Below are 21,707 nucleotides of genomic sequence, written 5' to 3'. Positions count from 1 at the left end.
TCGATTACGCCGCCTGGTCGGGCGTTGCGATCCAGGCGGAGAAGACCGGCAGCGCCAGCCAGGCCGAGCCCTCGGCGGTGTCCGGTTGCCAGCCGTCGCGCCAGGGGCGGTCGGCCAGGGCGACCACCGCGTACGGGTGGCCGAACCGCAGCTCCGCCGTCCGCCGGACGCCGTCCTGCGGCATCACGAAGCCCGTCGCGACCATCATCGCCGACACGGCCGCGGCCTCGAAGCCGACTCGGGAGTAGCGGGCCATCGCCACCTGAGCGGCTTCATAGCGCGCGAGCGGGGCGTCCAGCGCCTGTTTCGCCGCCGCGGCCGCTGCCGGGATGCCCAGCTCCGGGCGGTCCAGGTCGTGCTTGGTCTCCACCGACCACGCCGGCAGCACCGCGTGGTGGATCTCCTCGCGACCGCCTGGCGCGGTCGTCTGCGCGGGCTCCTCCGAGATCGTCCACAGCGGACCCTCGCCCACCGGCAGGTCGAACAAGGACCGCCGGTCGATCGGGCCCCGCGTCGCGGACGCGACGGCCAGGTCGTACGCCGCCGTCATGACCTCGGACGCCGGCGCCGACGGCGGCGCGATCACCGACGTGACCCGCAGGCCCTCGGTCGCGTACGCCGTGTGCACCGCGACGTCGCCGATCGCCGGCACCCGGGCGATGAACGCGTCATGGCCGTGCTCCGGCATCTCCAGCACCTGGTCGACCGCCCCGCTCCACGGCGACGCCGCACCCAACCGCGCGGCCGGCGCCAGGTTGAACGGCTGGACCCAGGAGACCTTCGTGGCCAGCGCGGTGGCGAGCACCAGCAGCGTCTCCGGCTCGATCGTGAGCGGGAACTTCCTGATCAGTCCCAGTGTGTGCTCGTCGGCCCAGGCGTCCGCCTCCGGCTGGGAGGGCAGCGGGCCCGTCTCCACCGACGTGGGCAGCGCGTCGATCCAGTCGGCGACCGCCGGGCCCGGCTGCGCGCGCAGCCACAGGGCCGCCGCCGAGAGGACGGCCGGGTGCGGGTCGTCGAGCAGGGCCTTGGCGATCTCCGTCGCGCTGGACAGGTCGACGCCCAGTGCCGTCTCCAGGTCGGCGGCCGCGGCGCCCGAGGCGGCGGGGGCGCACAGGGCCGCCAGCAGCCACGCACCGAGCGGCGACGCCACATGGTGCCGCGGCCCGGCGAAGCCGTGCAGCAATCCCGCATAGCGGGCCAATGGCGCGCGCAGGTCGACGGCGGTGGTCATGCTCACCACTCTGCCAGCCGCGCCAAGTTTGCGCAGACGCCCGACCGGCAACTAACACACCCGTGAACGCCAAGACCGACCTTGACGTCCTGTCCGACTTCTTCGACCGGTACGGGTCCGCGCTCACCGCGGGCGACGTGCCAGCGATCGCCGGGTGTTACGCGCTGCCCGGCAGCGTGGTCGCTGACGCGTACACGTTCACGTTCTCCTCGCCCGCCTCCGTCGCGCTCTCCTTCATCGGGGCCGCGCCGGACTACCAGGATCGACAGTTGATCGCCGCCCACGCGCGGATCGAGAACGTCGACAAGCTCACGCCCGCCCTCGCGCTCGTCACCGTCGAGTGGGAGTTCCTCGACAGTCAGGGGCGGTCGGTGCCGGGGGAGCGCTACGTGTACCTGGTGCGCACCACGGAAGAAGGGCCCGCGATCTGCACCGTGATCCACGCCGCCTGAGCACTGCGGATCCAGCGCCGGGTGATGAGAGGATCTTCGGATGGATCTGACCCGGCAGCGAGCACACTGGATCGACCGGTCCACGCTCGCCTGGCGCTTCGAGGGGCCCGTCGGCGACCGCCGCTGTGACCTGGTCTGGTCGCCGGACGCCGGGCTGGAGATCATCGACGGGGCCCTGGTCGGGCCGCACGAGACGCTGCCGCTGCGGGTCAGGCCCGGCGGGCTCAGCACGGCGCAGCGCCGGCAGTGGCCGCACCTCGCAGACCACGCCGCGTTCACGGTCGAGGCCGACGAGGAGACGATCAAGCGGGCCCTGCGGTCGCAGGTGGTGGTCACTGCCCGTGACGACGGCGGCTGGCTGCTCGTCGCGACCGGCGCGCAGCTCCCGGGCGTCCTCGACGACGTCTACGCGGACGCCGTACACGCCGACCTGGGTTGCCGTTTCCACGACGACGGCGGCGTGACGATCTCCGTCTGGGCACCGACCGCCCGGTCCGTGGCGCTCGAGTGGTGGACCGGGGAGAACAGCGAGGTCGTCGGCATGTGGCGCGACGACCACACGGGCGTCTGGCGGGTCGACGGCGACTGGGGCTGGACGGGGCGCCGCTACCGCTTCCGGGTCGAGGTCTACCACCCGGCCACGCAGCGCGTCGAGACGATGAGCGTCACGGACCCGTACTCCGTCTCCCTGACCGCCAACTCGACACACAGCGTGGTGGCCAACCTGCTCGACCCCCTGCTGATCCCGGCCGACTGGGGCACGCTGCGCAAGCCGCCCGCGGTCAGCCCGGCGCGGGCCCAGGTGCACGAGGTCTCCGTCCGCGACTTCTCGATCTACGACCGGAGCGTTCCGGCACAGAAGCGCGGCACGTTCGCGGCGTTCGCCACCCCCAACAGCACGGGCATGCGGCACCTGCGCCGGCTGGCCGACGCAGGCGTCACGCACCTGCACCTGCTGCCGGCGTTCGACTTCGCGACGGTGCCGGAGCGCCGCGACGAGCAGCAGCACCCCTCGGGTGACCTGGCGGCGCTGCCCGCGGACTCCGCCGAACAGCAGGAACGGATCGACGCGGTACGCGCGAAGGACGGCTACAACTGGGGGTACGACCCGCTGCACTACTCCGTACCCGAGGGCAGTTATGCCACCGACCCCGACGGGCCGGAACGGATCACGGAGTTCCGGGAGATGGTCGCCGCGCTCAACGGCGCGGGCCTGCGGGTCGTGATGGACGTGGTCTACAACCACACGGTCGCGGGCGGGGTCAACGCGCACGCGGTGCTGGACCGGATCGTGCCGGGCTACTACCACCGCCTGCTCGCCGACGGCCGGGTCGCCGACTCGACCTGCTGCGCGAACACCGCGCCCGAGCACGTGATGATGGGCAAGCTGGTGGTCGACTCGGTGCTGCGCTGGGCGGTCGACTACAAAGTGGACGGTTTCCGGTTCGACCTGATGGGCCACCATCCCCGGGAGAACATCCTCGCGGTACGCACGGCGCTGGACCGCCTCACCCCACAGCGCGACGGCGTCGACGGCCGGGCCGTCCTGATCTACGGCGAGGGCTGGGACTTCGGCGAGGTCGGCGGCAACCAGCGGTTCGTCCAGGCGAGCCAGCTCCAGCTCGCGGGCACCGGCATCGGCACGTTCAACGACCGGTTGCGCGACGCGGTCCGTGGGGGCCAGGCGTTCGAGACCAACCCGCGGGCGCAGGGGTACGGCTCGGGTCTGTTCACGGACCCGAACGGCGACGACGTCAACGGGCCGCCGGAGCACCAGCGGGCGCGGCTGCTGTTCCAGCAGGACCTGATCAAGATCGGCCTGACGGGAAACCTGGCGTCCTACCGTTTCGTGGCGAGCAGCGGCGCGGTCGTCACCGGCGGGGAGTTCTACTACAACGGCGCGCGAACGGGCTACTGCGCGGCGCCAGGGGAGTGCGTGACCTATGTGGACGCGCACGACAACGAGATCCTGTACGACACGCTCGCCTTCAAGCTGCCGGCGGACCTGCCACCCGCGGACCGCGCCCGGATGCAGCTGCTGGCCCTGTCGTTCACGGTGCTGGGCCAGGGCATGGGCTTTGTCGCGGCCGGCTCGGAGCGCTTGCGTTCCAAGTCCCTGGACCGCAACTCGTTCGACTCGGGCGACTGGTTCAACGCGATCCGCTGGGACCCGGCGGAGGGGAACGGTTTCGGCCTGGGCCTGCCGCCGGCCTGGGACAACCGCGACAAGTGGCCGTTCGCGGCGCCGCTGCTGGCGGACCCGACCCTGGTCCCGCCGCCGGACGTCATCGCGTGGACGGTCGACCGCTACCTGGAGCTTCTCCGTATCCGCCGCGACTCCCCGTTGTTCGGCCTCTCGACGGCGGTCGAGGTCCAGGACCGGCTGTCGTTCCCGCTGAGCGGCACGGGCGAGACGCCCGGCGTGATCACGATGCGCCTGACCGGGGTCGACGACCACGTGGTGGTCTTCAACGCCGCGCCGGCGACGGTCACGCAGAAGCTCCCGGACCTGCGCTTCGGCTCCTTCGACCTGCACCCCCACCAGCGTGCGGGCGGCGACGAACGCCTGCTCCAGTCGGCCTTCGACCCGGCGACGGGCATCTTCACGGTCCCGCCCAGGACGGTCGCGGTCTTCACGGGCCTGGCGCCCCGGGAGTAGACCGGGTTCGCGGTCCCGGACCGGAAGGTCCGGTCGTGAGGGGCCAGCCGCCCGGAGCAGACCGCCGCGGCGTACATGGTCACGGTGCCTCTCAGGACGGTCGCGGTCTTGAGGGGCCAGGCGCCCGAGCAGACCGCCGCGGCGTACATGGTCACGGTGCCGCTCAGGACGGTCGCGGTCTTTAGGAGCCAGGCCGCCCGGAGCAGACCGCCACGGCGTACATGCCGGCACGGCACGTACGCCGCGGCAGTCCGTCAGAGGCGCGTTGCCACCTGGCCGAGGAGCCAGGGCAGGTGGGGTGCGGCGGCGCGGCCGCCGCGGTGGAGGACCAGGATGACCACGGCGTCGCCCTTGCGGATGGCGCCGCCCGTCTCCGACATGAAGGCCTCGTCGCCGACGCCCGGGACCGGGGTGCCGCGCTTCGCGGCCGCCCACCACATCTTCGCCAGCGGGCCCCGTTGCATCTGGATCATCGCGACCGGCTTGCCGTCCGTCGTCTCGTACAACCCGTTGATCGGGCCGATCTCCCGGACCTTGATCTGGGCACCGACCGCGCGGGCCACATCCTCCGCCGGCAGGACCGCGGTCGCCGCCTGGTCGCGGAGCATGACGCGGGCAGCGGGTCTCTTCCGCTCGCCCAGCGCCTCCAGCACCAGGTTGTCGGTGTTGTCGCTGGTGTCGAAGCCGCGGTGCAGGGCGTGCCCGCCGCCTTCCCGGACCACCGCGAGGTCCACCACCCGACGGCTCCAGCGCCGCACCCGCAGCCGGACCACGTCCCCCGGGGACGAGCGGCTCGACCACTCCGACGGCAGGCCCCAGGCCACCGTCCGGTCGGCGGTGCCGTCGTCGACCGCGTAGTGGTGCAGCCACGGCACCGACGGGCTGTCCTCGCCCTGCGACGCCGTGCGCCAGACCTCGATCCAGAGCACCTCGCCGGTGATCTCCACGGGCGTGTGGTGGTCGATCGTGGCGCGGACGATCCGGTACAGGCCCCACACGATGAACAGCGTCGCCAGGGCCGCGGCGGCCAGGCGCGTGGGCGAAGTGTACGTCGAGATGTCGTCGCCGCCGAACGAGCTGTCCAGCGGGCCGATCTCGGACGGCACCGCGTCCGGCAGGGTGCGGCTGATGCCGACCAGGGCCGCGCCGATCACCAGGCGGATGACGCCGCCCTTGACCAGCGTCTTCGTCGGCCGGCCGTAGCGGTCCAGCAGGCGCGGGTATCGCACCTTGACCCGGCGCCAGGCACCGCCGTACGACGACCAGACCAGGTACTTCGAGCCCATGCCCAGGTCCAGCGCCGCGGTGGCGGCGTGGGCCACGTGCACCGCGGCCCCGTACCCCAGGTAGCGGTCCCAGACCATCACCGCGGCCGGCGGCAGGTCGCTGAACGCGTCGTGGCCCGCCAGCCAGTCGCGGACGCCCAGCCAGCGGGACGCCGCCGCGCGACCGGCGGGGGTGGACCGCTCGCCCCGGTAGCGGCCCGAGACGTAGCCGAAGACGGACATGAGCACGATGACCGCGATCACCATGGAGGCGTAGCCGCCGCCCTTGTCCTCGGGCGCCGCGTTGCGCTCGATCAGCAGGGCCAGGGCGAATGCCACCGCCAGCGAGGGTACGAGGCCCGCCACGGTCAGCATCGTGATCTGCGCCTTGCTGATCCGGCGCCGGGACAGGCCGAGCCGGCGGGCGTGCGCGACCACCTCCGCGTCGAACCGGCGGCGCCACCCGCGGGCCTGGCCCGCGTCGCGGAACGTCAGCGCGGTCAGCGGGACCACCCCGCCCACCGCCGCCGCACGGATCCGCGCGAGCAGCCGCTGCTCGAACGGCAGCAGCGCCGCGTCCGACGGCGGCGCGGACGGGAGGTGGATCGTGCTGTGCACCGGCTCGTCGCCGGGCTGCCGGATCTCGTAGAACCGCCGGCCGGCCAGGTCGAGCAGGGTCGCCTCGGCGGCGTCCTCGTCGGGTCGGGTCCAGCGGTTGGCGAGCAGGTTGACCACGGCCGGGGGTTCGGGGCCGAGGTCCATGGTGGCCGGTGCGGGCGACGGTGCCATCGACCGGGTGAACAGGAGCACGAGGCCGAAGAGCGCGGCCCAGGCCGCCGTCGCCAGGACGGCGACGGCGATCGCGATGGTGAGTGACATCGAGGCGGGCTAGAAGCGGACCTGGACCGGGGCCTGCTCGTCACCCGACGCCTGGAAGTAGCCCGGCGGCTTGATCCCGGTGGCGCCGGCCACGATCAGGCTGGGGAACGAGTGCGCGGTGTTGTCGAGCGACTGCACGGCCGTGTTGTAGAACTGCCGGGCGTACGCGATCTTGTCCTCGGTGTTCGCGAGCTCGCTCTGCAGGGCGAGGAAGTTCTGGTTCGCCTTGAGATCGGGGTACGCCTCGGCAAGCGCGAAAAGCCGGCCCAGCGTCTGGGTCAGCATGTTCTCGGCGGCGGCGCGCCTTTCGGCCGACGGGTCGACCCCGGCGGCCATCGCACCCGCCCGGGCGGCCACCACGGCGTCGAGCGTCGCGCGCTCGTGGCCGGCGTACCCCCGCACGGTTTCGACCAGGTTCGGCACCAGGTCGTGGCGGCGCTTGAGCTGCACGTCGATCTGTGCCCAGGATGCCCGGACCTGGTTGCGCTGCCGGACCAGGACGTTGAACGTGCGGATGGCCCAGAACAGGACCAGCACGACAACTGCCGCGATCACGATGACCGCGATGACCAGTGGACTGAGGTTCATGGCGCATGGTGAACCGACTTCGATGAACAACGGGCAAACCTGTCGGCGACCGGACAGAATCAGCTGCGCCGTGCACCCGCCGGCCAGATCACCGTCACCGGCAGGCCGAGCGCGCGCGCGGCCTCGACCACGTGCGCTGTGCTGCTGACCACCTCGGACGGTGCGCCGTCCCAGACCGCGACCAGCTGGTCGACCCGGCGCAGCAGCTCCTCGCTGGCGGCGAAGTAGGCGTCCGGCCCGGACTCCGCGTACGGCAGGTAGTCGACGCGGACCGCCTTGCCCAGCAGGTCGTCGAACGCCTGGCGGTCGTCGACCACGCCGCGGTAGTCGGCCGCCGGCAGCACCACCTCGAACGTGCCACCGAGCGCGGCCACGGCGTGGGCGAAGAGCTGGTCGGCGCCGTCCGCCAGACAGGTCACGCCGTGCAGGGGCCCGTCGTGGGCGGACAGGGTCGCGGTCAGCTCCGCGTACACGAGCTCGGCGGTCCCAGCCGCCAGCCGCACGTGCCCGGTGACGCCGATGCGCGGCATCGCCCCTCCTACGGACTACGCAGCACGGAGCCGGACGATCCGGAAGCCGGCATCCGCGAGAATAGCCGGCAACTGGCGGATTTCGTCGAGATTGCGGGTACGCATCTCGTCGCGCAGCGCCGGCCAGGCGGCCATCGCGGGGTGCAGCTTGTGCTCGTCGTCGCGCTCGGCGGCGAACCGCCAGCCCTGCGCGGTGCGGTCCCGGCGCCAGCGCTCGTGCTCCATGATCGCCAGCTGCTCGGTCTCGTCGTCGGTGAGCGTGTGCGCCCGGCCGGGCCCGACCCGCGGCGACAGCGTGCAGCCGATCGCCCGCAGCTTGCGGCCGATGTCCTCGGCCTGGGCCCGGTTGGTCAGCCGCAGCCGGTCGGGCAGCTCGTCCCACGGCACGATCGCCGGGCCGGCGGCGCCGCGGCCGGTCAGGTCGAGCACGTACCGCTCGTGGATCACCCGGGCCAGCCGCTCGACCAGGTCGTCGCCGATCAGGGCGGGGTCGCAGGCCGCGTGGACGACGCCGAAGAGGCGCAGGGTGCCGGAAAGCTCGTCGAGCACCCGGTCGCCGCCGTCGAACGCCTCGCGCAGGCTGGCCAGGCGGTCGAGCCGGACCACCACCGAGCCGGGCTCGCCGGGCCAGACCTGCTCGGCGGTGAGCGCGGCCTTGAGCGACTGCTGCTCGTCGTCGTAGCAGATGAACACCCGGTCGGGCACCGGACCGTCGGACGGTGTCGCGAGGAGCCGCTCCAGGCCCGCGTCGTGCGGCGTGATCTTGCAGATCTTCGTCAGGAACGGGTAGCGGTCGGTCAGGTGGTTGACCGCCGCGGTGGCGCCCGGGTCGACGATCTCGATCGGCAGCGGCCCGGCCGCGGTGTCCCTGATGCGCCACCGCCGGGCCAGCTCGACCAGCACCGCGCGGCCGAAGGCGGTCGCGCCCAGGATCGCGATCGTCGGTGGCCGGGCCTCGGGCAGCGCGAGCGGCTCGCGGGCGACCAGGTGCCGGGCGGCCAGCTCGTCGATGTTGAAGAAGTCGAGCCGGCTGCCCTGGCGGGGCGGTGCGCTGAGCAGCCGGGCCTGCAGCGCGGCGCAGACCTCGGGGTCGGCCACCTGTGCGTACACCGCGAGGGTCGCGCCGTTGCGCCGTGGCCGGGCCGCGGCCAGGGCGATCGCCGTGTTGGCGGCGCTGTCGTCGGTGCAGGCGTAGACGGCCCGGGCCCGGCCGACGCTGGCGGCCCGCAGGATGTCGGGGTCCCGCGCCGCGCCGGTGACCCGGGCGGGCTCGGTCGCCTTGCTCGGCACGGCGATCACCTGGTCGCCGGCCAGCCGCAGCCGCCGGGCGAGCGTGGTTGCGACCAGGTTGTCGCCGACGACGATCACGTGCCCGTGCGCGGTGCGGGCCTTGAGCTTGCGGATCTCCGCCGCGAAGAGCACTCGGCTGGCCTCGATCAGGGCGTACGCGGTGACCGTCGGCGCGGCGAAGCGGGCGAAGTCGAGGATCGGCGGGAACGGGCCGCCGGCGTCGAGCGGGGGAGAGCCGAGCACGAAGAGCTGGAGGGCGTAGTAGAGGACGTCCAGTGGATGGTCGCTGTAGCCGAGGTCCGGGTTCTGGCTCAGATACTGCTCGAGCCCGATCAGCCCACAGCCGAAAGAGATCACCGCGAGGATCGCGAAGGTCAGCCAGAAGACCGGCGCGACCGGCGGCCGGCGCCCGTCCACGAACCCACCGCTGCGACCCGCCATCGGCTCATGCTATCCGTCGACATCGGCGGGCTTCACCGTCCACTTCGGTGGGCCGGTGTGACGTGACCGTCCGGCGGATTGTGATCACACTCGGCTCACCGGAGACTCTCCCGCGCGTGGAGGCAGGCGATGCTGAGGGGCAGGCGATGAACCTCGACGAAGGCTTGGAGCTCGCCAAGGCGATGGCCGACGCCCAGTACCCGGGTCGCTGGCAGGAGCTGGCCATCGGCGAGCACCGCGCCGTGGCGATCGTCGGCAGCGCGACGGTCAGCGTGCTGGCGCCGAAGACGGGCGCCCAGGCGGACCCGTTCCTCGCCCTCACCTGCGGCCTCGCCACCGAGTTCTGGCTCGACGAGAAGGCGTACGCGCGGGTCAACGACCTCAACCGGGAGGCGGTCTTCGGCGGCTACCACGTCACGCCGGCCGAACGGGACCGCGGCTCGGTGCTGGCCAAGCTGCTCATCCCGCTGGAGCCCATCGACTGGATCAACCACGCCGCCACGCAATGGGCGGCGCGGATGATCAACACGGTGGTGCTCGGCGCGGAGCGCGCGTCACCGACGCTGGTCTCCCAGCTCGGCGCCCGGCACTTCCACCCGGGCGCCGCGAACGCGCTGTGGATGCTCAGCTGACGGTCACGCCACCATCGAGCCGACGACCGGCTTCGTGAGCAGGGCCGACTGGTTGCGGGTGATGCCCGGGTCGAGCGTGCGCGCCACGAAGATGGCGTGCCAGATGCAGAAGATCAGGACGGTCCAGACCTTGCGGGAGTTGTCGACCTCGCCCTTCTTGTGCTCGTCGAGGAGCCGCAGCGCGTAGTTCAGGTCGATCAGCTCGCCCGCGTGCGAGTTCCCGATGATCCAGCGGGCCCACTCGTACATCTCGCCGGCCAACCAGACCCGGGTCGGGGTCGGGAAGCCGAGCTTCTTGCGGTTGACGATCGCCGGGGGCACGACGCCCTGGAGGGCCTGGCGCATCGCCCACTTGGTGGCGTCGGAGCGCGGCGGCAGCTTCAGCTCGACCGGGATCCGGGACGCCACCTCGAAGACCTCGCGGTCCAGGAACGGGACGCGGACCTCCAGCGAGTGCGCCATCGAGATGCGGTCGGCCTTGACCAGGATGTCGCCGCGCAGCCAGGTGTAGAGGTCGATGTACTGCATCTTGGTGACGTCGTCGAGGTCCGGGACCTCCGCGTAGATCGGCGCGGTGACGTCGGTGTAGCGCACCGACGGGTCGTACCGCCGCAGGAGGTGCTGCTTCTCCTCCTCGGTGAACATCCGCGCGTTGCCGTAGTAGCGCTCCTCGAGCGGCGTCGTGCCCCGCTCCAGGAAGCTCTTGCCCTTCACGCCCTGCGGGATGACCTTGGACATCGCCCGCAGGCCCTTCTGCATGGGGTCGGGCAGCCCGTTGACCGCGGAGAGCGACAGCGGCTCGCGGTAGATCGTGTAGCCGCCGAAGAACTCGTCGGCACCCTCGCCCGAGAGCACCACGGTCACGTGCTCGGCGGCCTTCTTGGCCACGAAATACAGGGGTACGAGCGCCGGGTCGGCGACCGGGTCGTCGAGGTGCCAGACGATCCGCGGCAGCGCCTCCATCATGTCCTGGGGGCCGATCTTGGTGGGGATCGTCGTCACATCGAGGTGCCGGGCCGACTCCTGGGCCACCTCGATCTCCGAGTAGCCCGGCACGTCGTACCCCACCGTGAAGGTCAGGATGTTGGGGTTGAACTGCCGCGACAGCGCGACCACCGCGGTGCTGTCGATGCCGCTGGAGAGGAACGCGCCGACCGGCACGTCGGAGCGCATGTGCAGCCGCACGCTCTCGCGCAGCGTCTCGCGGATCTCCGTGAAGAGGCGCTCCTGGTCGGGCACGGGAGCGGGGTTGAAGACCGGGCGGTACCAGCGCCGGACCTCGACCTGGTAGCCGGGCACCCAGTTGAGGCACTCGCCCGAGCCGATCCGCGAGATGCCCTGGTGGAGGGTGCCGGGCTCGGGCACGTACTGCAGGGTCAGGTAGTGGGAGAGGTTGGCGGCGTCGACGCCCGCGTCGCCGGCGTGCGCGGCGGGCGCGAACGGCAGCAGCGCCTTCTTCTCGGAGGCGAGGTAGACCCCGTCGACGGTCTGCAGGTAGAACATCGGCTTGATGCCGAAGTAGTCGCGGGCGCCGAACGCGCGGCGCTCCTGGCGGTCCCAGATGACGAACGAGAACATGCCGCGGAGGCGGGTGAGCACCTTCTCGCCCCAGTAGTGGTAGCCGGCGACGATCACCTCGCCGTCACCCTGGGTGGCGAACGTGGCGCCGTAGTCGCGGGCCAGCTCCTCGCGCAGCTCGATGTAGTTGTAGATCTCGCCGTTGAAGGTCAGCAGGTAGCGTCCGCCCGCGTAGGGCAGCGGCTCGTGGCTGAACGCCACGTCGATGATCGAGAGCCGCTTGTGGGCGAACACCGCGTCGTTGCCGATCACCTCCACCCCGGTCTCGTCGGGACCACGGTGGTGAAGGCTCTCCAACGCTCCGGCGATCGCGTCCGCGTGGGCGCCGGCCGCGCCGTGCGCGCTGAAGAAGGCCAGGATTCCGCACATGGCGGCCATCTTTCCACGCGTCGCCCAGCGACCGGCCGCCTCCCATCGGAATCGGGTGGCGTGGCGGGGTAGCGTGTCCGGGAACGCGATCAATGGGGAGGCTGGCAGCGGTGATGGGCGAAGAGTCGACTGAGCCGGTGATGAGTGAGAGCACGGCCAAGGTCGAGGCCCACGATCCCGCGTTCCCACCGAAGTTCCTGGAGTTCATGCGCACCGGCTGGGCGGAGGACTCGCTCGCGGTGCAGCCGTCGTCGGGTTCGCCGTTGTACGCCTCGCGACGCGCGGCGCTGTCCGCGCAGTTCCCCGGCGAGACCCTGGTCATCCCGACCGGCCGGGAGAAGACGCGGGCCAACGACACGGAGTACCCGTTCCGGCCCGGCAGCGACTTCGCCTACCTGACCGGCGACCTCGACCCGGACAGCGTGCTCGTGCTGCACCCGGCCGGCGACGGGCACGAGGCGGTGCTCTACACGAAGCCCCGCAACTCCCGCGAGACGGACGACTTCTTCCGGTCGCGCGACGGGGAGCTGTGGGTCGGCCGGCGGGCGACGCTGACGGAGAAGTCGGCCTCGCTGGGCGTCGAGACCGCGGTGCTGAGTGATCTTGCCCCGGTGCTGGCGGACTGTGCGCCGCGGCGCACGCGGGTGCTGCGCGGTTTCGATCCCGAGGTGGACGCGGCGGTGCTGCCCTGGACCGAACGGGACGAGAAGGACCAGAAGGCACGGGACGGGCGTACGCGCGACCAGGAGCTGGCCGGCGCGATCGCGGAGCTGAAGCTGGTCAAGGACCCGTGGGAGATCGAGCAGCTCCAGGACGCGATCGACTCGACGGTCCGGGGCTTCGAGGACGTGGCCCGGGTGCTGCCCGCGGACCGCGCGATCCCGGAGCGCCTGATCGAGGGCGTGTTCGGGCTGCGGGCCCGGTTCGACGGCAACGACGTGGGCTACAGCTCGATCGTCGGCGCGGGCCGGCACGCGACGATCCTGCACTGGATCCGCAACGACGGCATGACGGTGCCGGGCGAGCTGCTGCTGATGGACATGGGCGTCGAGAACCGCAACCTCTACACGGCGGACGTCACGCGTACGGTCCCGGTCTCGGGCCGCTTCACGCCGCTGCAGCGGGACGTCTACGACATCGTGCACCGGTCGCAGCAGGCGGGCATCGACTTCATCCGGCCGGGCGTCCGCTTCGAGGACATCCACCTGACCTGCATGCGCGTGCTGGCGGAGGGCCTGTCCGACCTGGGCGTGCTCCCGGTCAGCGTGGACGAGGCGATGGACCCAACCTCGACCATCTACCGGCGCTGGACGCTGCACAGCTTCGGCCACATGCTGGGCATCGACGTGCACGACTGCTCGCAGGCACGCAAGGAGATGTACCGCGACGGCACGGTGGCGGAGAACTACGTGCTGACAGTCGAGCCGGGCCTGTACTTCCAGGCGGAGGACGAGCTGGTCCCGGCGGAGCTGCGCGGGATCGGCGTCCGCATCGAGGACGACGTCCTGGTCACGGCCACGGGGTCGCGGGTGATGTCGGCGGGGCTGCCGCGCTCCTCTGCGGAGGTCGAGGCCTGGCTGGACGCCCAGCGCGCTCTTGGCGCCCGCCTGCCGGGTGCCTAGAGCTCGTCGATCAGGTCGGCGACGGAGTCGATGATGCGGCTGGGGCGGTACGGGTAGCGTTCCGCCTCGGCCCGCGTGCTGATGCCCGTCAGGACCAGGATGGTCTCCAGACCCGCCTCCAGGCCGCAGAGGATGTCGGTGTCCATGCGGTCGCCGATCATCGCCGTGCTTTCCGAGTGGCCGTTGATCGTGTTCAGGGCCGACCGCATCATCATCGGGTTCGGCTTGCCCACGAAGTACGGGGTCACGCCCGTGGCCTTCTCGATCATCGCGGCCACCGAGCCCGCCGCCGGCAGTGCGCCCTCCGTGGACGGGCCCGTCGGGTCCGGGTTCGTGCAGATGAAGCGGGCGCCGTCGTTGATCAGGCGGACGGCCTTCGTGATCGCCTCGAAGCTGTAGGTGCGGGTCTCGCCGAGCACGACGTAGTCGGGGGAGTAGTCCGACAGGACGTAGCCGACCGCGTGCATCGCCGTGGTCAGGCCCGCCTCGCCGATGACGTACGCGGAACCACCCGGGCGCTGGTCCGACAGGAACTGGGCCGTGGCCAGGGCCGCGGTCCAGATCGACTCCTCCGGCACGTGCAGGTCCATCCGGGCCAGGCGGGCCTGCAGGTCACGCGGCGTGTAGATCGAGTTGTTCGTCAGGACCAGGAACGGCTTGCCGCTCGCGCGCATCTTGCGGACGAAGTCCGGCGCGCCGGGGACCGGCTGGCCCTCGTGGATGAGCACGCCGTCCATGTCGGTCAGCCAGCTCTCGATCGCCTTGCGGTCGCTCATGATGACGGTCTCCTGGCGGGTGGCGTGCAGCAGTTTTCCGGACAGGTGTCCCAGAGCGGCAGCGTACCCATCCGCAGGCGGTTCTGGTCCGGCGCTTCCAGGCGTTCGAGGACCAGCTCCCGGACCATCGCGACGAAGCGGGGGTCGGTGCCGGGGGTCGCCGCGCGTACGAAGTCGAGCCCTCTGTTCTTCGCCGTCGCCGCGGCCTCGTTGTCGAGGTCCCAGATCACCTCCAGGTGGTCCGAGACGAAGCCGATCGGGCTGACGACGACGCTGGTCACGCCCGTGTCGGCGAGGGCCGCGAGGTGGTCGTTGACGTCCGGCTCCAGCCACGGCACCGACGGCGGGCCGGAGCGGCTCTGCCAGACCAGGTCCCACGACAGGTCCGGGGCCGCGGCGGCCGCGACCAGGCCCGCGGTCTCGCGCAGCTGGGCCACGTAGCGGCCGGGCGGGGTGACCGGCGGCGGGCCGGCGGTGTTGGCCATCGAGTTCGGGATCGAGTGGGCCGTGAAGACCAGGCGGGTCGTGTCGCGGCGCGCCGGGTCCAGCGTGTCGAGCGCCGCCCGGACCGCGTCGGTGTGCGGGGTGACGAAGCCCGGGTGGTCGGCGAAGTGCCTCAGCTTGTCGATCACCGGGGCACCCTCGCCCACGGCGGCGCGGGCGGCGGCGATGTCGTCGATGTACTGCCGGCAAGACGAGAAGCCGCCGTAAGCGCTGGTCACGAACGCCAGCGCCCGCTTCACCCCGTCGGCCTTCATCTGCTCGACCGTCTCGGCGAGCATCGGGTGCCAGTTGCGGTTGCCCCAGTAGACCGGCAGCGGCAGCTCGTTGGCCGAGAAGTCGGCCTCGATCGCGGCCATCAGCTCGCGGTTCTGCTGGTTGATCGGCGACACGCCGCCGAAGCTGTAGTAGTGCTCGGCGACGGCCGCGAGGCGCTCCGGAGGCACGCCCCGGCCCCGGGTGACGTTCTCCAGGAACGGAATGACGTCTTCCGGGCGTTCCGGGCCGCCGAACGAAACCAGGACCAATGCGTCGTACGGCATCAGCTGATTGTGCCTTGCGTGATCAGACCGACGCGGGCTCGGCCCCCAGGGCGTGATATCCGCCATCGACGTGGATGATCTCGCCGGTCGTGGCGGGGAACCAGTCGGAGATCAGCGCCAGCACCGCGCGCGCGGCCGGCTCCTGGTCGCCGAGGTCCCAGCCGAGCGGGGCGCGCCGGGTCCAGGCGTCCTCGAACTGCTCGAAGCCCGGGATCGACTTCGCCGCCATCGTGCGCAGCGGCCCCGCGGACACCAGGTTGCTCCGGATGCCCTGCTTGCCCAGGTGCAACGCGAGGTAGCGGGACGCCGACTCCAGGCCCGCCTTGGCCACGCCCATCCAGTCGTAGACCGGCCACGCCTTGGTGGCGTCGAAGGTCAGCCCGACCACGGACGAGCCGCGCTGCATCAGCGGCAGGGCGGCGATGGCGAGGGACTTGTAGGAGTACGTGGAGACGTGCAGCGCTGTCGACACGTCTTCCCAGGTCGTCTCGAGGAAGTTGCCGCCGAGCGCGCTGGCGGGGGCGAAGCCGATCGAGTGCACCAGGCCGTCGATGCCGTCCATGTGCTTGCCGACCTTCTCGGCCAGCATGTCCAGGTGCTCCTGGTTGGTCACGTCGAGCTCGATCACCGGCGCCTCGGCGGGCAGCCGCTTGGCGATCCGCTCGACCAGCGACATCCGGCCGAAGCCGGTGAGGACGACGGACGCGCCGTTCTCCTGGGCCAGCTTCGCCACCGAGAACGCGATCGACTGGTCGGTGATCACGCCGGTCACCAGGAGTCGCTTGCCCTCCAGCAGTCCTGCCACGGTGCAGCCTTTCTTTCGCGGTGGAGTTTCAGTGGCCCATGCCGAGGCCGCCGTCGACCGGGATCACGGCGCCGGAGATGTAACCGGCGTGGTCGCTGGCCAGGAACGTGACGGCCGCGGCGATGTCGTCGACCGCGCCGAACCGGCCGGCCGGGATCGACTCGACGTATTTCTTCTTCAGGTCTTCCGGCAGGTTCTCGGTCATGTCGGTGGTGATGTAGCCGGGTGCGACCACGTTGGCGGTGATGTTGCGGGTGCCCAGCTCACGGGTGATCGACCGGGCGACGCCGACCAGCCCGGCCTTGCTCGCCGCGTAGTTGACCTGGCCCGGGTTGCCGGTCAGCCCGACGACCGAGGAAATGAAGATCATCCGGCCCCAGCGGGCGCGCAACATCGTCTTGGACGCGCGCTTGGCCACGCGGAACGCGCCGGCCAGGTTGGTGTCGACCACGCTGGTGAACTGCTCCTCGCTCATCCGCAGCAGCAGCGTGTCGGCGGTGATCCCGGCGTTGGCGACCAGCACCTCGACCGGGCCCAACTCCTGCTCGACCTGCGTGAACGCGGCGTCGACCGAGTCGGAGTCGGTGATGTCGCATTTGACGCCCAGGACTCCTTCGGGCGCCCCGGTGCCGCGGTGCGTCACCGCCACCTTGTCGCCCTGCGCGGCGAAGGCCAGCGCGATGGCCTTGCCGATGCCGCGGTTTCCGCCGGTCACCAGCACCGTGCGCGCCATTTCCCCATCTCCCCACTGCCAGGTCGGTCTGCGGATTGGACATTACGGCTTACCCGGGGGTACGGCTAATTCGCCTCGCCCAGTTGTGATCCTCATACCTGGGTATGACAGTTCGGGTGGCTCTCCAGCGGCACGCCAACTGTCGGAGCCCGCGCGTAGCCTCCGGATGGTGAACGAGAGCCTCGTCGCCACCAGCCTGCGTGACCTGCGCCGGGTGCTGATCGGCCCGGACTACCCTCCCGAGCCCGGCCGCCGGATCCGCAGCCCGCGCATCGAGCGCTGGTGGGAGCGCTGGCGCGGGCTGGCCATCCCTCTGCTGGTGCTGAGTGTGCTCGGGCTCGGCGCGGCGGCCGCTCAATACCTGGAGGGCACCCGCGGTCAGACCGACCTCGTCTCCACGCTGGTCGGCTTCGGGACGACGGCGCCGGTCCTGCTCGCCTTCCACCGGCCGCTGCTGGCCTGGCGGCTCGGCTACGTGATGCTCTTCGTGGGTGTCCTGGACCGCCTCCCTTCGGAGGCGTGGCCCTGGAATCCCGTGCAGATCGTCTTCTTCCTGACCATCCTGCTGGCGCTGGCCCTGCGCGCGGACTCCGGCGTGGCGGCCTGGGCCGGCGCGCTCACGCTGGTTCCGGTCTTCCTCTTCGTCAATGCCGCCAACGCCTGGGGCGTGTCGGTCCTGTTCCTGCTGATGCTGATCCTCGGCAACCAGGTCCGCCGCTGGCGGCGGAGCTCACGCGTGCTCAGCGAGCGCCTGGCCGCGCAGGAGGAGCAGTCGCAGCTCGAGAAGGCGCGCCGGGCGGTGTTGGAGGAGCGCACCCGGATCGCCCGCGAGATGCACGACGTGGTCGCCCACCACATGTCGATGATCGCGGTGCAGGCCGAGACCGCGCCGTTCCGACTACCCGAGATCGACGATCCGGTGCGCCTCGAGTTCGCCTCGATCGCCGGCTCCGCGCGGGAGGCCATGGTCGACATGCGGCGGCTGCTCGGCGTGCTGCGCAGCGAGACCGCGCCCGCGCTCGTCGCACCGCAGTCGGGGCTGGCGGAGGTGGGCGAGCTGGTCGAGGCCGCCCGCCGGGCCGGCGTGCCGGTCACCCTGCACGGCGTCGTCCCCGAGGTGGACGGGCCGGTCGCCCTGGCGGCGTACCGCATCGTCCAGGAGGCGCTGGCCAACGCGGCCCGGCACGCGCCGGGCGCCAACGTCCGGGTCGCCGTGACCCACGAGGGCGGGGCGGTCGTCGTCCGGGTCGAGAACGACGCGCCGCCCGGCGGGGCCGCGCCGCCGGACGTCGGGTCGGCCGCCGCAGGGTCCGACGCCCCCGGCGAGGGCCACGGCATCGCCGGCATGCGGGAGCGGGCGACGCTACTCGGCGGCACGTTCGAGGCCGGGCCTACGGTGTTCGGTGGGTTCGGGGTCGCGGCGATGTTGCCTGCCGTGGCCCGCGAAGCCGAAGCCGATGCCGTTCGCGATGGCGTGCCGGAAGGGCAGGATGCGTGATCAAGGTCCTGATCGCCGACGACCAGGCGATGGTCCGTGAGGGGTTCGGGGCGCTGCTGGCGGCGCAGCACGACATGCTCGTGGTCGGCGCGGCCGCCGACGGCGCGCAGGCGGTCGCGGAGACCCGGCGACTCGACCCCGACGTGGTGCTGATGGACATCCGGATGCCGGTGCTCGACGGCCTGGCCGCGACCCGGCAACTGCTCGACGGCCGCCCGGTCGGCGACCCGCCGCGGGTGCTGGTGCTGACCACGTTCGACCTCGACGACTACGTCTACGAGGCGCTGCGGGCCGGAGCGAGCGGCTTCCTGCTCAAGGACGCGCCGGCCGCCGACCTGGTCAACGCGGTGCGGGTGGTGGCCGGCGGCGAGGCGTTGCTGGCGCCGTCGGTGACGCGGCGGCTGATCGCCGAGTTCGCGGCGCGCCCCGGCCCGGCCCGGCCACGCCCGACGGCGCTGGCCGCGCTGACGCCGCGGGAGACCGAGGTGCTGCGGCTGATCGCCCGGGGCCGGTCCAACCAGGAGATCGCGGCGGAGCTGGTGGTCGCCGAGCAGACCGTGAAGACGCACGTGGGCCGGATCCTGGCCAAGCTGGCGCTGCGCGACCGCGCCCAGGCCGTCGTGCTGGCCTACGAGACGGGTCTCGTCGCCGCGGGGGAGTAGCCCCCGTCAGCCTGAGGTAGCACCCGCAAGACCACGCTCCGGTACGACGATTCCGCACCGTCCACACCGGCATCGTGCGGCACATGATGCGACGGACATTCCTCCTCGGCGGCGTCGCCGCGACCTTCGGCGTCGGTCTGCTCGTGCCCTCACCGGCGCCGGCCGTCGCCGCGCCGGCGGCCGGCCCGACACCGGCGCTCGCCTACCAGGCCTCCGCCACCGCGATGCGCGCCGCGGGTGGCGCCTACGCGGGCTGGGCGGCCGGCCGGCACTTCCTCGCGTTCGACACCCGCGGCGACGGCACCGCTGTCGAGGTGGTCGGCGACCTGGCCACCGCGGACCGGATCGCCGTCGTCGTGCCCGGCGTCGACACCACCCTGGCGACGTTCACCACCGGCCTCGGCGGAGTCGCCCGGCGGGCGCCGGCGACCCAGGCCCGGTCGCTCTACGACGCGGCCCTCGCCGCGGACCCGACTGCCCGGGTCGCCGTGGTCGCGTGGCTGGGCTACGACCCGCCGGAGGGCGTCGGCCTGGAGGCGGCCCGCGAGGTCCGGGCCCGAGCCGGCGCGCGCAACCTGGCGGCCTTCGCGGGCTGGTTGGCCGCCCGGCGGCCGGACGCCCGGATCACGCTGATCGGCCACAGCTACGGCGCGGTCGTCGTCGGCCTCGCCGCACCGCAGCTACCGGCCCAGGTAACGGCGCTGGTCGCCGTCGGCGCGCCCGGCATGGGCGCCTCGGACGTGGCCGACCTGCACACCCACGCGTCCGTCTATGCGGCGCTGGCCCCCACCGACTGGATCGGCCGGATACCCCAGGTGCGGCTGCTCGGCCTGGGCCTCGGCACGCGCCCGGCCACGGCCTCGTTCGGCGCCACCGCGCTGTCCACCACGGGCGTGCAGGGGCACGACTACTACTTCTCCCCGGGTACGGCCAGCCTGCCCGCACTCGCCGCGGTGGTGACCCGGTGACCGCCGCGCGCCGGGACTCCGGGATCGACGCGATCCGCGCGATCGCCATCGCGGGCGTGGTGCTCGGGCACTGGCTCGTCACCGCCCTGGTGGTGGGTGACGACGGCGCCCTGCACGTGCAGAGCCCACTCGCGGCCCTGCCGGCGATGCAGCCGATCAGCTGGCTGCTCCAGACACTGGGTCTCTTCTTCCTGGCCGGCGGCTACGCCGCGGCGGCGTCAGCGGCGAAGCGCCGCGCGGACCGCGCCGCCGTGCGGCGTCCCGGCGACAATGGCGCGCTCGCCGGGGCGGGGCATCATCGTGCCGGTCTGAGGGCTGCGCTTGTGGACCGGCGTTCGCCCGCTGGCCGTCTGGGCCGCGCCGGGGCCGGGCGCTCACACGCCGAATCCTCGTGGCGCCGCTTCCGGGTGCCGCGCCGGTTGAGCGCCCTGGCCGGGCCGGTGGCCGCCCTCCTCGGCCTGCTTTCCCTCGCGCTGACCGCGGGCGCGTTGGCCGGTGTGCCCGAGGAAACCTTGCGTACCGTCGGCAAGCTCGTCGTGAGTCCATTGTGGTTCCTGCTGCCGTTCCTCGTGCTCACCGCGCTCGTCACCCCGATCGCCCGCCTGGTGCGCCGGTGCGGCCCGCTGCCGCTGGCAGCCGTCGCGACGGGCGTCGTGCTCGCCGCCGACCTCGGGTTCGGTTTCCTGCCCACCACGCTCGTGGCCGCGTGGGCGGTGCCGTTCGTGCTCGGCGTAGCGCTGGCCCAGGGCCGGCTGGCGGGCCGCGCCACCGGCTGGGCCCTGCTCGCCGGCGGCGCCGTCACGATCGTGGTGCTCGTCCTCGCGGCCGGGTACCCGGCCAGTGCCGTCGGCGTGCCCGGCGCCGGACGCTCCAACTTGGACCCGCCGTCCCTAGCCGCCGTCGCGCTCGCGGTGGCCCAGGCCGGCGCCGCGATCCTGCTCCTGCCGTGGCTGCGCCGCCTCGGCACGCGGCGGGCGGTGCGCGCCCTCAACGGCGGCGCCCTGCACGTCTACCTCTGGCACCAGGCGACCATGATCTCCGTCACGGTCGCGATCGCCTGGGTCGCCGGGCGCCGGCCGGGACTGCTCGCCACGCCCGACGGCTACGGCTGGGCCGCCGCCCGGCTGGCCTGGCTTCCCCTGTTCGCGGCCGCTCTCGTGCTGGTCGTCCGGATCGCCGGACTGGCTCCCGCGCCCGGCCGGCGGGCGCGACCAAATCGGACGGTCGGCGACCAACCTTCCCGCCTATGCCACGTCGATGTCGGGCAGGGGATAGAATCTCGGTTGGTTCGCGTGCCCGGCCGACGTCTGGAGGTGATCGCCGTGCGAGACAGCGATCCTCCGAGTCGCAGCCGGGCCGCCGTCCGGTCCCGCTGACCCAGCCGCGACCGACGACAGCCAGACATCCGCCTGCCGGCAGCCGCCGCGCCCACGCCCGCCCACGGGCCGGGCGTGCGCGCGCCGCCGTCCGGCTGCGACTCTCCTCCGCCGCGATTTCCCGCACACCCGGAGTCCCACCGTCGCATCGGAGAGCCGTGATGAACCGTCGTTTCGTGGCCCCGCTTGGCTTCACCCTGGCCGCTGTCTGGGTTCTCGTCGTCGCCATGCTCGTCAACAACGCCAACTGACGCGTGCCCTGCCGAACACCGCGGCCCGCCACGGGCCCAGCCGCCGCCTGGTGGCGTCC

18 protein-coding genes are annotated in these 21,707 nt (G+C 72.3%); 8 read left to right on the top strand and 10 right to left on the bottom strand.

Going from position 1 to position 21,707, the window contains the following annotated elements:
- Positions 1-4: 4 nt before the first annotated feature.
- Positions 5-1,231: a hypothetical protein gene (locus tag AB0H87_RS08235; protein ID WP_360141626.1), complete on the bottom strand. Its 1,227-nt coding sequence runs from the start codon at positions 1,229-1,231 to the stop codon at positions 5-7.
- Between the two features lie 62 nt (positions 1,232-1,293).
- Here AB0H87_RS08235 and AB0H87_RS08230 point away from each other — a divergent pair, with 62 nt between their 5' ends.
- Complete coding sequence (locus AB0H87_RS08230) at positions 1,294-1,683, top strand: hypothetical protein (protein WP_360141624.1); 390 nt, start codon at positions 1,294-1,296, stop codon at positions 1,681-1,683.
- A 40-nt stretch (positions 1,684-1,723) separates the two neighbouring features.
- Positions 1,724-4,342: a pullulanase-type alpha-1,6-glucosidase gene (gene pulA, locus AB0H87_RS08225; RefSeq protein WP_360141622.1), complete on the top strand. Its 2,619-nt coding sequence runs from the start codon at positions 1,724-1,726 to the stop codon at positions 4,340-4,342.
- A gap of 254 nt (positions 4,343-4,596) precedes the next feature.
- Here the strand turns inward: pulA and AB0H87_RS08220 are convergent, their stop codons facing one another.
- From AB0H87_RS08220 to AB0H87_RS08205, 4 genes are read right to left on the bottom strand one after another with little or no spacing between them, the layout of a single operon-like run.
- Positions 4,597-6,486 (bottom strand): hypothetical protein, encoded by a 1,890-nt coding sequence (locus AB0H87_RS08220; protein WP_360141620.1) that lies wholly within the window; start codon positions 6,484-6,486, stop codon positions 4,597-4,599.
- Positions 6,487-6,495: 9 nt separating this feature from the next.
- The gene (locus AB0H87_RS08215; RefSeq protein WP_360141618.1) at positions 6,496-7,074 is read right to left on the bottom strand and encodes a LemA family protein; all 579 of its coding nucleotides are present in this window, start codon (positions 7,072-7,074) and stop codon (positions 6,496-6,498) included.
- A gap of 59 nt (positions 7,075-7,133) precedes the next feature.
- On the bottom strand, positions 7,134-7,604 hold the full coding sequence (locus AB0H87_RS08210) for a hypothetical protein (RefSeq protein WP_360141616.1): 471 nt from the start codon (positions 7,602-7,604) through the stop codon (positions 7,134-7,136).
- 15 nt (positions 7,605-7,619) lie between these two features.
- Entirely contained in the window at positions 7,620-9,335 is a 1,716-nt protein-coding gene (locus tag AB0H87_RS08205; RefSeq protein ID WP_360141614.1) for a RyR domain-containing protein, read from the bottom strand.
- Positions 9,336-9,481: 146 nt separating this feature from the next.
- On the opposite strand from AB0H87_RS08205, the gene AB0H87_RS08200 reads away from it, so the two are divergent.
- Positions 9,482-9,967, top strand: a complete 486-nt coding sequence (locus tag AB0H87_RS08200; RefSeq protein WP_360141612.1) for a hypothetical protein — start codon at positions 9,482-9,484, stop codon at positions 9,965-9,967.
- A 3-nt stretch (positions 9,968-9,970) separates the two neighbouring features.
- Here AB0H87_RS08200 and asnB read toward each other — a convergent pair whose 3' ends face one another.
- Positions 9,971-11,914 carry an asparagine synthase (glutamine-hydrolyzing) gene (asnB, locus tag AB0H87_RS08195; protein WP_360141610.1) on the bottom strand — a complete coding sequence of 648 codons (1,944 nt, stop codon included), beginning with the start codon at positions 11,912-11,914 and terminating at the stop codon, positions 9,971-9,973.
- A 140-nt stretch (positions 11,915-12,054) separates the two neighbouring features.
- On the opposite strand from asnB, the gene AB0H87_RS08190 reads away from it, so the two are divergent.
- Complete coding sequence (locus tag AB0H87_RS08190; protein ID WP_360141608.1) at positions 12,055-13,536, top strand: aminopeptidase P family protein; 1,482 nt, start codon at positions 12,055-12,057, stop codon at positions 13,534-13,536.
- Here AB0H87_RS08190 and AB0H87_RS08185 read toward each other — a convergent pair.
- The 4 genes from AB0H87_RS08185 to fabG are packed head-to-tail and all read right to left on the bottom strand — an operon-like array spanning position 13,533 to position 16,893.
- Complete coding sequence (locus AB0H87_RS08185) at positions 13,533-14,312, bottom strand: HAD-IIA family hydrolase (RefSeq protein ID WP_360141606.1); 780 nt, start codon at positions 14,310-14,312, stop codon at positions 13,533-13,535. The two genes, AB0H87_RS08190 and AB0H87_RS08185, sit on opposite strands and share 4 nt — an antisense overlap.
- Complete coding sequence (locus AB0H87_RS08180) at positions 14,309-15,355, bottom strand: ferrochelatase (protein ID WP_360141604.1); 1,047 nt, start codon at positions 15,353-15,355, stop codon at positions 14,309-14,311. Before AB0H87_RS08180 ends, AB0H87_RS08185 begins: the two co-directional genes overlap by 4 nt.
- Positions 15,356-15,377: 22 nt before the next feature.
- Positions 15,378-16,160 (bottom strand): enoyl-ACP reductase FabI, encoded by a 783-nt coding sequence (gene fabI, locus AB0H87_RS08175; RefSeq protein ID WP_360141602.1) that lies wholly within the window; start codon positions 16,158-16,160, stop codon positions 15,378-15,380.
- Between the two features lie 28 nt (positions 16,161-16,188).
- Entirely contained in the window at positions 16,189-16,893 is a 705-nt protein-coding gene (gene fabG, locus AB0H87_RS08170) for a 3-oxoacyl-[acyl-carrier-protein] reductase (RefSeq protein WP_203707860.1), read from the bottom strand.
- A gap of 169 nt (positions 16,894-17,062) precedes the next feature.
- Here fabG and AB0H87_RS08165 point away from each other — a divergent pair, with 169 nt between their 5' ends.
- The 4 genes from AB0H87_RS08165 to AB0H87_RS08150 all read left to right on the top strand — a co-directional run bounded on the left by AB0H87_RS08165 (position 17,063) and on the right by AB0H87_RS08150 (position 21,397).
- Positions 17,063-18,391 (top strand): histidine kinase, encoded by a 1,329-nt coding sequence (locus AB0H87_RS08165; protein WP_360141599.1) that lies wholly within the window; start codon positions 17,063-17,065, stop codon positions 18,389-18,391.
- On the top strand, positions 18,388-19,053 hold the full coding sequence (locus AB0H87_RS08160) for a response regulator transcription factor (protein ID WP_203707858.1): 666 nt from the start codon (positions 18,388-18,390) through the stop codon (positions 19,051-19,053). The genes AB0H87_RS08165 and AB0H87_RS08160 overlap by 4 nt, the downstream gene beginning before the upstream one ends.
- Positions 19,054-19,136: 83 nt before the next feature.
- Positions 19,137-20,021, top strand: a complete 885-nt coding sequence (locus tag AB0H87_RS08155; RefSeq protein WP_360141595.1) for an alpha/beta hydrolase — start codon at positions 19,137-19,139, stop codon at positions 20,019-20,021.
- Positions 20,018-21,397 carry an acyltransferase gene (locus tag AB0H87_RS08150; protein WP_360141592.1) on the top strand — a complete coding sequence of 460 codons (1,380 nt, stop codon included), beginning with the start codon at positions 20,018-20,020 and terminating at the stop codon, positions 21,395-21,397. The genes AB0H87_RS08155 and AB0H87_RS08150 overlap by 4 nt, the downstream gene beginning before the upstream one ends.
- Positions 21,398-21,707 lie beyond the last annotated feature (310 nt).

Origin of the sequence: Asanoa sp. NPDC050611, from assembly GCF_040654855.1 — a bacterium.
Lineage (GTDB): Bacteria > Actinomycetota > Actinomycetes > Mycobacteriales > Micromonosporaceae > Asanoa.
Note: the sequence above shows the minus strand (reverse complement) of the source record. Positions and strands in the feature narration are given on the sequence as shown.

Coding starts and splice junctions, on each gene's coding strand:
- asnB (WP_360141610.1), bottom strand. CDS start 11,914: ATGTGCGGAATCCTGGCCTTCTTCAGCGCGCACGGCGCGGCCGGCGCC.
- AB0H87_RS08180 (WP_360141604.1), bottom strand. CDS start 15,355: ATGCCGTACGACGCATTGGTCCTGGTTTCGTTCGGCGGCCCGGAACGC.
- AB0H87_RS08220 (WP_360141620.1), bottom strand. CDS start 6,486: ATGTCACTCACCATCGCGATCGCCGTCGCCGTCCTGGCGACGGCGGCC.
- AB0H87_RS08235 (WP_360141626.1), bottom strand. CDS start 1,231: ATGACCACCGCCGTCGACCTGCGCGCGCCATTGGCCCGCTATGCGGGA.
- pulA (WP_360141622.1), top strand. CDS start 1,724: ATGGATCTGACCCGGCAGCGAGCACACTGGATCGACCGGTCCACGCTC.
- AB0H87_RS08185 (WP_360141606.1), bottom strand. CDS start 14,312: ATGAGCGACCGCAAGGCGATCGAGAGCTGGCTGACCGACATGGACGGC.
- fabG (WP_203707860.1), bottom strand. CDS start 16,893: ATGGCGCGCACGGTGCTGGTGACCGGCGGAAACCGCGGCATCGGCAAG.
- AB0H87_RS08200 (WP_360141612.1), top strand. CDS start 9,482: ATGAACCTCGACGAAGGCTTGGAGCTCGCCAAGGCGATGGCCGACGCC.
- AB0H87_RS08215 (WP_360141618.1), bottom strand. CDS start 7,074: ATGAACCTCAGTCCACTGGTCATCGCGGTCATCGTGATCGCGGCAGTT.
- AB0H87_RS08190 (WP_360141608.1), top strand. CDS start 12,055: ATGAGTGAGAGCACGGCCAAGGTCGAGGCCCACGATCCCGCGTTCCCA.
- AB0H87_RS08155 (WP_360141595.1), top strand. CDS start 19,137: ATGATGCGACGGACATTCCTCCTCGGCGGCGTCGCCGCGACCTTCGGC.
- AB0H87_RS08205 (WP_360141614.1), bottom strand. CDS start 9,335: ATGGCGGGTCGCAGCGGTGGGTTCGTGGACGGGCGCCGGCCGCCGGTC.
- AB0H87_RS08210 (WP_360141616.1), bottom strand. CDS start 7,604: ATGCCGCGCATCGGCGTCACCGGGCACGTGCGGCTGGCGGCTGGGACC.